Genomic DNA, 8,893 nt, shown 5'->3' on the forward strand with positions numbered 1-8,893 from the left:
TGTTAGAACCTCAACAATGCGAGCTTGCTCTTACAAATCAATAGGCTACATCCAAACGGGAACAGCCCCTAGCAACACGTCTGGCAGAAAATTAGGAGCGCACCGGCGCTCTCTTTGTACAAAAAACGTGCTCACGGACTTGGAAAATGAGCTCAAAAAGTGAAAAAAAGATCGCGCTGATCACCGGTGGAAGCCGCGGAATCGGTGCCGCCACGGCACGGTTACTTGCCCGGCGTGGATATCATATCGCCATCAGTTACCGGGAGCGGAAAGAACAGGCCGAATGCCTGCTAAATGAACTTCAAGCTTTTGGCGTTGAGGCAATAGCCGTGCGCACAGATATTGCCTCAGAGGCGGATATCCTGCATTTATTCAGGGAAGTCGACCGGCAACTCGGCCCTCTGCAATACCTGGTGAACAATGCCGCAATCCTCAAACCACAAATGCGTGTTGAGGCAATGGATGCAGAGCGCATTAACCAGATTCTCACCATTAATATCACAGGCACCCTACTCTGCTGCCGCGAAGCCATAAAAAGAATGTCAACCAAACATGGCGGTAGTGGCGGTGCCATTGTCAATATCTCTTCCGGTGCCAGCCGTTCGGGATCGCCCAATGAATATATCGACTATGCGGCCAGCAAAGGTGCAGTCGATACCCTGACCATCGGTCTCAGCCAGGAAATTGCCAGCGAGGGAATCCGGGTGAACGGCGTACGGCCCGGTTGTATCTACACAGAAATGCACGCAGATGGCGGGGAGCCCGACAGGGTAGAGCGGGTAAAATCCGCAATTCCCCTCGGGCGAGGCGGTCAACCGGAAGAGGTGGCTGCAGCGGCAGCCTGGCTTCTCAGCGATGAGTCTGCGTTTACCATGGGTGCGTTTATTGATGTCACGGGCGGAAAATAGGATAAGCATTTATGCCGGAAGCGCTGTTTTCCCTGATTGCAGCCACGGGCCTGTTGCTCGGCTCTCCCGGCCCTGCGCCACTCGCATTGGCAGCTTCTGGAGCAACCTTTGGCGTGAGGAAAAGTACCGGTTTTTTGATCGGTATCCTGCTCGGCCTGTGCATAGCGATTGTAGGTGCCACTGCCGGCGTGGCGGCACTGTTGTCGGCCTGGCCTGAAGCCCATTTTATTGTACAGGTGGGTGGAGCACTTTATATTGGCTACATTGCAATAAAAATTGCTACGGCGCCCGTACTGAATCCGGGCCAATCGGCTGAGACCCGGGTGCCGTCACTGTTGGACGGATTTATCTTTAATTTGCTCAACCCAAAGGCCTACGCCGCTTTTTTTGCCATTTTCTCCCAGTTCCTGCTCCCGATTGAAGGGCATGGCCCAAGCTATCTTGTAACCGGATTGGTCTGCCTGCTGGTCGCTGCCCTGGTGGATTTTCTCTGGTTGTGTCTCGGCGGCAGCCTGCGGCCCCTTTTCCACAAGCCATTACCGGCAAGGGTCATCAGGGTGAGCTTTGCTCTGTTGATGGTAGCCGCAGTAGCGACTGTGCTTCTGCGTTAAAAGCGGATGGGATACTCAGCACATTTCTGCAATCAGGGCCTTTACGGACGACAGCATGCGCCGGCTCACCAGCGGTGCCTCTGCCACCCCGTCCAGCTCTACCCGGTAATGACCGCTCTCCCTGCGCAGGCCGACAATAAACTCCCGCGCCACCAGGGTACTGCGGTGCACGCGCACAAAGCGCGCGCCGAACTTGCACTCCAACTCCTTCAGGGATTCATCCAGGATTGTCTCGCCGGCGGGGTGATGGGCCAGGACATATTTGCTGTCGGCGATCAGGCAACGGATGGTATTCACCTGCAGCAGTTCCACCCCCAGGCGGCTCACGGCCTTGATACGGCTGCAGTCAGGGGGTTCCTGTGCGCCCTGTAACAGTTTTTGCTGGGGTTTGCTGAGACGCTGCACCTTCGCGACCGCCTGGCGCAGCTGCTCGACGCTGACCGGCTTGAGTAAATAGCCAGCTGCGGAGGTGGCAAACGCGGGCAGGGCGAATTCATCGTGGGCGGTGCAAAAAATGATTGCCGGTGGGCAGTTGCGGGCAGCCAGCTGCTGCGCCAGCGCCAGGCCACTGCCGCCGGGCATTTCGATATCGAGTAAAACAAGATCGGGGTCCAGTACCTGCACCTGTATCAGCGCGGACTCACTATCCACAGCTTCGCCCACCGCAGTGCAATGATCAATAGTACCCAACTGCCGGTGTAGACGTGTACGGGCCAGAGGCTCATCATCGACAATCAGGACTCGCAACTGGGTCACTGCGTCACCTCGGCATGTCTTTTGCTGTTCATAGCGACCTCTGTACCCCGTTGGGCCGACTCCCTGGGAACCAAGGGTAGCTGCAGGGCCACCCGATAGTGACCGCCCTCCCGACGGGCGGTAAATTTGAAGCGATCACCGTAATAGGCTGCGAGACGCTGGCGGATATTCTCCATGGCCATACCGTTGCTTTCCCTGCAAGGGCGCACAGTTTCCCGCGGCAGGGGGTTGACGACCGTGATTCTGAGGGCGGCATCCCGGATTCCGCACTGCACCGTAATTTCCCCTCCCTTACGCAACTGCGCCACGCCATGCAGTACGGCGTTTTCAAGCAGGGGTTGCAACAACAGACTGGGCAGTTGAATCTCCTCCAGCCCTGCATCCAACTGCCAGCGCTGTTTCAGGCGCCCCCCCAACCGCAGTGCCTCGATCTCCAGGTAGCGTCTGGCGAGGGTGACCTCCTGTTGAAGGGACACCAGTTTGGGGTCGGCAAGACTGGCGCGAAACAGCGTGCACATGTCTTCCACCAGGCGTTCGGCGCGGTCCGGGTCCACAGCGATCAGGCTGGCCAGGCTGTTCATGCTGTTAAACAGAAAATGGGGACGGATACGGGACTGCAGCGCCTCAATGCGTGCACCCAGTTCCGCCTGCTGCTGGTTGACGAGTTGTTGTTGCAGATAGGCGTAGCGCAGTACCACACCGGCGCAGATAGCCCCCAGCAGACAGTCGCTGGCAAGCCCCCACCAGTCAAAACCGGCCTGGAGCAAGAGCGCGCGCAGGGCGCGCTGTATCACCATAATCACGCCCAGCACCGCGAGCGCCGCTGCGAAACTGAGACCGCCTGCCTGTTTGTGGGGCAACCTGGCCAAATAAGGGCGCAGGCGACACAAGACCGCGGCGGAGGGCAGGATCACCCACTGGATCACCAACGACACCAGTCCCAGGCGCTGCCAGCTGAATTCACGCAATCCATCCAGGGCCAGTACCAGCACCAGGGCCAGCAGCTCACCCATCAGTACCAGTGCCACCAGGGCGGTGCCACTGCACAGATCCGGCAAAAAAGGCAGTGTGCCAGAAATCGCAGAATCCTTGTTATTAGCATCAGGTTTTCGAATTTTCTGCGCTATAATGCCCGGCGGCCTGGGAAATGACATGCAGTTGTTATTCTTGATTGTCCTTAAACACGAAGGGCAAGATACCACCAAGCTCCCCGGTCTTTCACCTCACTGCAGCCAGGAAAACCATGAGCAATAGCAAAGCCCCCACCAACTCCGCCAACAACCCGGTCCCCAAACCCTGGGGCGGTCGCTTCAGCGAGGCTACCGATACCTTTGTCGAGCGATTTACCGCCTCGGTCTCCTTCGATCAACGTATGGCACTGGAGGATATCCAGGGCTCCCTTGCCCATGCGCAGATGTTGTCGGAGGTAGGGGTATTGAGCGACGGGGAATACCGTAAAATCGCCGCTGGCCTAGGGGATATTGCCGAGGAAATTAAAGCGGGGACATTTCCCTGGTCGGTTCAGTTGGAGGACGTGCATATGAATATTGAGGCACGCCTGACCGAGCGTATCGGCCCCACCGGCAAGAAGCTGCACACCGGCCGCTCCCGCAACGACCAGGTGGCAACCGATATTCGCCTGTGGCTGCGCAGCCGTATTGATCGCATCGCCGCCGAACTGACCCGCCTGCAATCGGGACTGGTGGCCCTGGCCGAGCGCGAGGCCGATACTATCATGCCGGGCTTTACCCACCTGCAGAGCGCGCAGCCGGTGACCTTCGGTCACCATCTGCTGGCCTGGAACGCCATGCTCAGCAGGGACTTTGAGCGTCTGATGGATTGCCGCAAGCGCCTGAACCGCTCTCCCCTGGGCGCCGCCGCACTGGCCGGCACCAGCTACCCAATTGACCGCGCTCGCACCGCCGAACTGCTGGGCTTTGACGCGCCCAGCGAGAACTCTCTGGACTCTGTCAGTGACCGGGATTTCGCAATCGAATTCTGCGCCTTCGCCGCGCTGCTGCTCACCCATCTGTCCCGTGCCAGTGAGGAACTGGTGCTCTGGACCTCCAGTCAGTTTGATTTTATCGACCTGCCGGACCGTTTCTGCACCGGCTCCTCCATCATGCCGCAGAAGAAAAATCCGGACGTGCCGGAATTGGTGCGCGGCAAGACCGGTCGCGTCAACGGCCACCTGGTAGCGCTGCTGACGCTGATGAAAAGCCAACCACTGGCGTACAACAAGGACAACCAGGAGGACAAGGAGCCGCTATTCGATAGCGCCGATACCGCACTGGACTGCCTGCGCGCCTTTGCAGATATGGTGCCGGCACTGGAGGCGAAGAGAGACAATATGCTGGAGGCTGCGGCCAGGGGCTTCTCCACCGCCACAGACCTGGCCGACTATCTGGTGCGCAAGGGCGTTGCCTTTCGCGATGCCCATGAGATTGTCGGCCAGTCGGTGTCCTTTGCCATCGAACAGGGCAAGGACCTGGCAGAATTGAGTTTGCACCAACTGCAACAATGCTGCGCGGAAATCGATGAGGATGTGTTTGCCGTGCTCACCCTGGAGGGCTCGGTCACTGCCCGTGCCCACATCGGCGGCACCGCGCCGATGCAAGTGCGCGCGGCCTGTGCCCGGGCGAGAGACGCCATCGCACTGCGCGCTGAGGCCCCATCCGGGACCGATCTACAGACACAGTGCCAATAACACCCGCTCCCCCTGCTGATCGCTCAACACGCGATCCAGCAGCGCTGGCAGATCTTCGCCCGTGGAAGCGCATTGCCAACCGGGATCGGCAAACGCCAAATGGTAGCCTCCGGACTTGGCAGCGACCCAAAGTTCGCCACTGGCCGACTGGCGCGAGATAATAACCTGGCTGCCATTGTCCTCCAGTGTCAGGGTCAACACGGCGCCATTGCGCTCGAAATCAATGTCCCAGGCGCAGTTATCCACAGCGTCCTCGATCGTCATCAGGGTGTGCTCAACGGCCGCCTCGTATCTGGTCTGGCTCATCTTTATGTAACTTCTGTTAGGGTCTGCTTGGTAGAAATTTCCGGGCCGCTATACTATCAGGCTTTTGCCGAACACCGCTTGGCAAGCCCGGGCGCAGGATGTCATCCATGTCGAAAACACCGTTTCTCTCTCTCCTGGCCCTCCTGGCCAGTGCCGGCCTCGCAACCAGTTGCGGCCAGAAAGGCCCGCTGTACCTGCCCCAGGCTCCCGCTTCGCCGGCTCCGAGTATTACCACTGGACCACCCTCCACCGCACCCACCAGCAACACAGCGACTCAGCCGGGCGAATCTGATGAGGAGGATCGCAAAAGCGCGGAAGACCCAGCAGAGCAAGAAACACAGAAATGAGCGAGTTCAATTACCGCGACGGCAGTCTGTGGGCGGAGCAGGTTTGCCTGGAAGAGATCGCCGGGCGTTTCGGCACCCCAACCTACGTCTACAGCCGCGCGCACTTTGAGCGGCAATACCAAGCCTATGCCAATGCCCTCGGCAGTCATCCCGGCCTGATCTGTTATGCGGTCAAGGCCAACAGCAACCTGGGCATCCTGTCCCTACTGGCACAGCTGGGTGCGGGCTTTGATATCGTCTCCGGCGGCGAGTTGGAGAGGGTGCTACTGGCCGGCGGCGATCCCTCCCGTGTGGTTTTTTCCGGTGTGGGAAAAACCGCTGACGAGATGCGCCGTGCGCTCGAGGTGGGTGTGCACTGCTTCAATATCGAATCCGAGGCGGAAATGCACCGCCTGGCGCAGGTGGCGGCAGAGTGCGAGACCGTCGCCCCCATCTCCCTGCGAGTGAATCCGGATGTCGATGCCCAGACCCACCCCTATATTTCCACAGGTCTTAAGGAAAACAAGTTTGGTATCGCCATTGCACACGCCTTAGGCACCTACTCTCGCGCAGCAAACTCCGCACACTTGAAAGTGATCGGTGTGGATTGCCATATCGGCTCCCAGCTAACCGAGATAGCGCCCTTTATGGATGCTCTGGATCGACTGCTGGAACTGGTCGACCGGCTCCTCGGGGAGGGCATCCAGTTGGAACATCTGGATCTGGGCGGTGGCCTGGGTGTGCGTTACCGGGGAGAGGAACCACCACCGGTGGCGGCCTACCTCATGGCGGTGCTCGAGCGCATTGGCGATCGCAACCTGGGCCTGATTCTGGAGCCGGGGCGTTCCATCGCTGCCAACGGCGGCGTACTGTTGACCCGGGTCGATTACCTGAAGCCGACCGAGGAACACAACTTCGCCATTGTCGACGCCGCCATGAACGACAACCTGCGCCCGGCCCTGTACCAGGCCTGGCAGGATATCGTGCCGGTGACACTGAACCATGGCGAGAGCGCCCTGTGGGATATCGTTGGCCCGGTTTGTGAAACCGGTGATTTCCTCGGCAAGAACCGCACCCTATCCTTGAGGGAGGGGCAGCTGCTGGCGGTGCTCTCCACCGGCGCCTACGGGTTTACCATGAGCTCAAACTACAACAGCCGCACCCGTGCAGCAGAGGTGCTGGTGGACGGTGGCAATACCTATCTGGTGCGGGCGCGGGAAACTTTCGCCGACTTGGTACGGGGGGAGAGCCCGGTACCGGAAAAAATCTGACCCCCGGTGACGGAATCGATGTCAGAATAAGAATGACATTGGCGCAATCGAGAACCCTGAGAGAACCCAGCTTCTCATTGCCAAAGTGCGACACAAAGGGTGCCGTCGCCGGCGTAAAGTTGCAAGGCCATGCGGTACCCGCTGACGCACACCGCTTTGCCAGTACTCCGCGGACGACAGCCGATGTATTCAGGGATGATACTTCGTCTACCCAATACAGAACCCACAGAGAAATGGAATGCGCGTTAAATTCAGCAAGATGCACGGGCTCGGAAACGATTTTGTCATGCTCGACGGCGTTAGTCAGCGAATCAGGCTGTCGCCAGACAAGATTCGCCGAATTGCCGACCGCCGCCTGGGCATCGGCTGCGACCAGGTACTACTGGTGGAACCACCCCAGTATCCCGATACGGATTTCCGCTACCGGATCTTCAATGCGGACGGTGGGGAAGTGGAGAACTGCGGCAATGGCGCTCGCTGCTTTGCACGCTTTGTACACGAGCGCCGCCTTACCGGTAAACAACACCTGAACGTGGAAATCGCCAGCGGCACGCTGCAGCTCAACCTTATAGGTGGTGACCAGGTCGAGGTGAATATGGGGGCGCCACTCCTGGAGCCGGAGCAAATTCCCTTCAGTGCCGATCGCCGTGCGGAAAGCTATCCCCTGGAGATCAACGGCGAGACTTTTATTATCGGCGCCGTATCCATGGGCAACCCCCACGCAGTGTTACTGGTTGAGGATGTACAGATGGCTCCGGTGCCCGAGCTGGGTCCCCTGTTGGCAATGCACCCGCGTTTTCCACAGGGCGTGAATGTGGGCTTTTTGCAAATTGAGGCCCGCAGCATGGCGCATCTGCGGGTATTCGAGCGCGGCGTGGGCGAAACCCGTGCCTGTGGCACTGGCGCTTGCGCTGCCATGGTCTGCGCACACCAACGCGGACTGGTGGAGGACAAGGTGGAAATCCATCTGCCGGGGGGCGCCCTGACAATCCACTGGAGTGGACCGGGTCAGCCAGTTACTATGAGTGGGCCCGCAACCACGGTTTTTCACGGGCAAATTATTCTCTGAATAACAATACGGGCAGGGTGGCAGTCTATTCGCACTTCCCAGGAATTACGCGCACCTGCCGCCAGAGGGTGCCCACCCGCTGAAGTTGCAACTGCACCTCAGGTCCGCACGGATATCGAACACATCAAAATGGAACAAAAAGACGCCAAGCATCCCCTTGACGAGATTGCCTCTGATCCGCACAAGGAGGCACAGCGCAATGAAAAGCTGCTCGCACGCCAGGTTGCCCGCTACCTGATGCAAAACCCCGAGTTCTTTGTCGAGCGTATGGACCTGCTCGAGACCATCAAATTGCCGCGGGAAAATGGCAAGACGGTGTCGTTGATGACACACCAGACCAACCTGTTGCGCGAGCGCAATATCGAGATGCGCCAGCGGCTCGACCAACTGCTGCACAATGCCCGCGAAAACGACCAGTTATTTTTCAACAGTCGCCGCCTGATTCTGGCCCTGCTGGAGGCGCAGAACGTGGGCAAGGCCGCTGAGGTCCTCTATGCCAACTTTTCTACCGACTTCAATGTGGAATTCACTACTCTGACCCTGTTTGACCCCCCACCTGGGACACGCAGCAGTCTGGGCCAGGTGCAAACCAGTTCCAGCGCCAGCGCCCAAACCGCTATTGGTGGAATTCTGCGCAATGGTCGCCCTGTTTGTGGTGTTTTACGCCCGGTAGAGCGTGAATACCTGTTTGCCGGGCAGGGACAACAGGTGGCCTCTGCAGCAGTAGTGCCGCTGGGCAGTCAATTGGGCGTGCTTGCGGCAGGTTCTTCCGACCCGCAATACTATCGTTCCAGCCTGGGCACACTGTTTCTGTCCTACATCGCTGAGGTATTGGAACGCCTGTTGCCAAAGTGGTTGGAGCGCTAGGGGCTGTTCCCGTTTGGATGTAGCCTATTGATTTGTAAGAGCAAGCTCGCATTGTTGAGGTTCTAACACAAC

General features: G+C 58.8%; 10 protein-coding genes. 7 read left to right on the plus strand and 3 right to left on the minus strand.

What is annotated here, in order from left to right:
* Positions 1-146 precede the first annotated feature (146 nt).
* Positions 147-908 carry an SDR family oxidoreductase gene (locus Q1A48_RS19945; protein WP_299948428.1) on the plus strand — a complete coding sequence of 254 codons (762 nt, stop codon included), beginning with the start codon at positions 147-149 and terminating at the stop codon, positions 906-908.
* An 11-nt stretch (positions 909-919) separates the two neighbouring features.
* Positions 920-1,519: a LysE family translocator gene (locus Q1A48_RS19950; protein WP_299948430.1), complete on the plus strand. Its 600-nt coding sequence runs from the start codon at positions 920-922 to the stop codon at positions 1,517-1,519.
* Between the two features lie 15 nt (positions 1,520-1,534).
* Here Q1A48_RS19950 and Q1A48_RS19955 read toward each other — a convergent pair whose 3' ends face one another.
* Positions 1,535-2,275, minus strand: coding sequence for a LytTR family DNA-binding domain-containing protein (locus tag Q1A48_RS19955; RefSeq protein ID WP_299948432.1), 741 nt, complete (start codon positions 2,273-2,275; stop codon positions 1,535-1,537).
* Entirely contained in the window at positions 2,272-3,429 is a 1,158-nt protein-coding gene (locus Q1A48_RS19960) for a histidine kinase (RefSeq protein WP_299948434.1), read from the minus strand. Before Q1A48_RS19960 ends, Q1A48_RS19955 begins: the two co-directional genes overlap by 4 nt.
* An 89-nt stretch (positions 3,430-3,518) precedes the next feature.
* On the opposite strand from Q1A48_RS19960, the gene argH reads away from it, so the two are divergent.
* Positions 3,519-4,982, plus strand: coding sequence for an argininosuccinate lyase (gene argH / locus Q1A48_RS19965; protein ID WP_299948436.1), 1,464 nt, complete (start codon positions 3,519-3,521; stop codon positions 4,980-4,982).
* Here the strand turns inward: argH and cyaY are convergent.
* On the minus strand, positions 4,962-5,288 hold the full coding sequence (gene cyaY / locus Q1A48_RS19970; RefSeq protein ID WP_299948438.1) for an iron donor protein CyaY: 327 nt from the start codon (positions 5,286-5,288) through the stop codon (positions 4,962-4,964). The genes argH and cyaY overlap by 21 nt on opposite strands.
* Before the next feature lie 107 nt (positions 5,289-5,395).
* On the opposite strand from cyaY, the gene Q1A48_RS19975 reads away from it, so the two are divergent.
* The 4 genes from Q1A48_RS19975 to Q1A48_RS19990 all read left to right on the plus strand — a co-directional run bounded on the left by Q1A48_RS19975 (position 5,396) and on the right by Q1A48_RS19990 (position 8,821).
* Positions 5,396-5,635: a lipoprotein gene (locus tag Q1A48_RS19975; RefSeq protein ID WP_299948440.1), complete on the plus strand. Its 240-nt coding sequence runs from the start codon at positions 5,396-5,398 to the stop codon at positions 5,633-5,635.
* The gene (lysA, locus tag Q1A48_RS19980; protein ID WP_299948442.1) at positions 5,632-6,885 is read left to right on the plus strand and encodes a diaminopimelate decarboxylase; all 1,254 of its coding nucleotides are present in this window, start codon (positions 5,632-5,634) and stop codon (positions 6,883-6,885) included. Before Q1A48_RS19975 ends, lysA begins: the two co-directional genes overlap by 4 nt.
* A gap of 238 nt (positions 6,886-7,123) precedes the next feature.
* On the plus strand, positions 7,124-7,954 hold the full coding sequence (dapF, locus tag Q1A48_RS19985) for a diaminopimelate epimerase (RefSeq protein WP_299948444.1): 831 nt from the start codon (positions 7,124-7,126) through the stop codon (positions 7,952-7,954).
* A 129-nt stretch (positions 7,955-8,083) separates the two neighbouring features.
* Positions 8,084-8,821 carry a DUF484 family protein gene (locus tag Q1A48_RS19990; RefSeq protein ID WP_299948446.1) on the plus strand — a complete coding sequence of 246 codons (738 nt, stop codon included), beginning with the start codon at positions 8,084-8,086 and terminating at the stop codon, positions 8,819-8,821.
* The last annotated feature ends 72 nt before the right edge of the window (positions 8,822-8,893 follow it).

The organism is uncultured Microbulbifer sp. (assembly GCF_947489355.1).
Taxonomy (GTDB): Bacteria; Pseudomonadota; Gammaproteobacteria; order Pseudomonadales; family Cellvibrionaceae; genus Microbulbifer.

Excerpts from the sequence above, each read along its gene's own strand:
- Q1A48_RS19945 (WP_299948428.1), top strand. The coding sequence starts at position 147 with ATGAGCTCAAAAAGTGAAAAAAAGATCGCGCTGATCACCGGTGGAAGC.
- Q1A48_RS19950 (WP_299948430.1), top strand. The coding sequence starts at position 920 with ATGCCGGAAGCGCTGTTTTCCCTGATTGCAGCCACGGGCCTGTTGCTC.
- Q1A48_RS19960 (WP_299948434.1), bottom strand. The coding sequence starts at position 3,429 with ATGTCATTTCCCAGGCCGCCGGGCATTATAGCGCAGAAAATTCGAAAA.
- argH (WP_299948436.1), top strand. The coding sequence starts at position 3,519 with ATGAGCAATAGCAAAGCCCCCACCAACTCCGCCAACAACCCGGTCCCC.
- cyaY (WP_299948438.1), bottom strand. The coding sequence starts at position 5,288 with ATGAGCCAGACCAGATACGAGGCGGCCGTTGAGCACACCCTGATGACG.
- Q1A48_RS19975 (WP_299948440.1), top strand. The coding sequence starts at position 5,396 with ATGTCGAAAACACCGTTTCTCTCTCTCCTGGCCCTCCTGGCCAGTGCC.
- lysA (WP_299948442.1), top strand. The coding sequence starts at position 5,632 with ATGAGCGAGTTCAATTACCGCGACGGCAGTCTGTGGGCGGAGCAGGTT.
- dapF (WP_299948444.1), top strand. The coding sequence starts at position 7,124 with ATGCGCGTTAAATTCAGCAAGATGCACGGGCTCGGAAACGATTTTGTC.
- Q1A48_RS19990 (WP_299948446.1), top strand. The coding sequence starts at position 8,084 with ATGGAACAAAAAGACGCCAAGCATCCCCTTGACGAGATTGCCTCTGAT.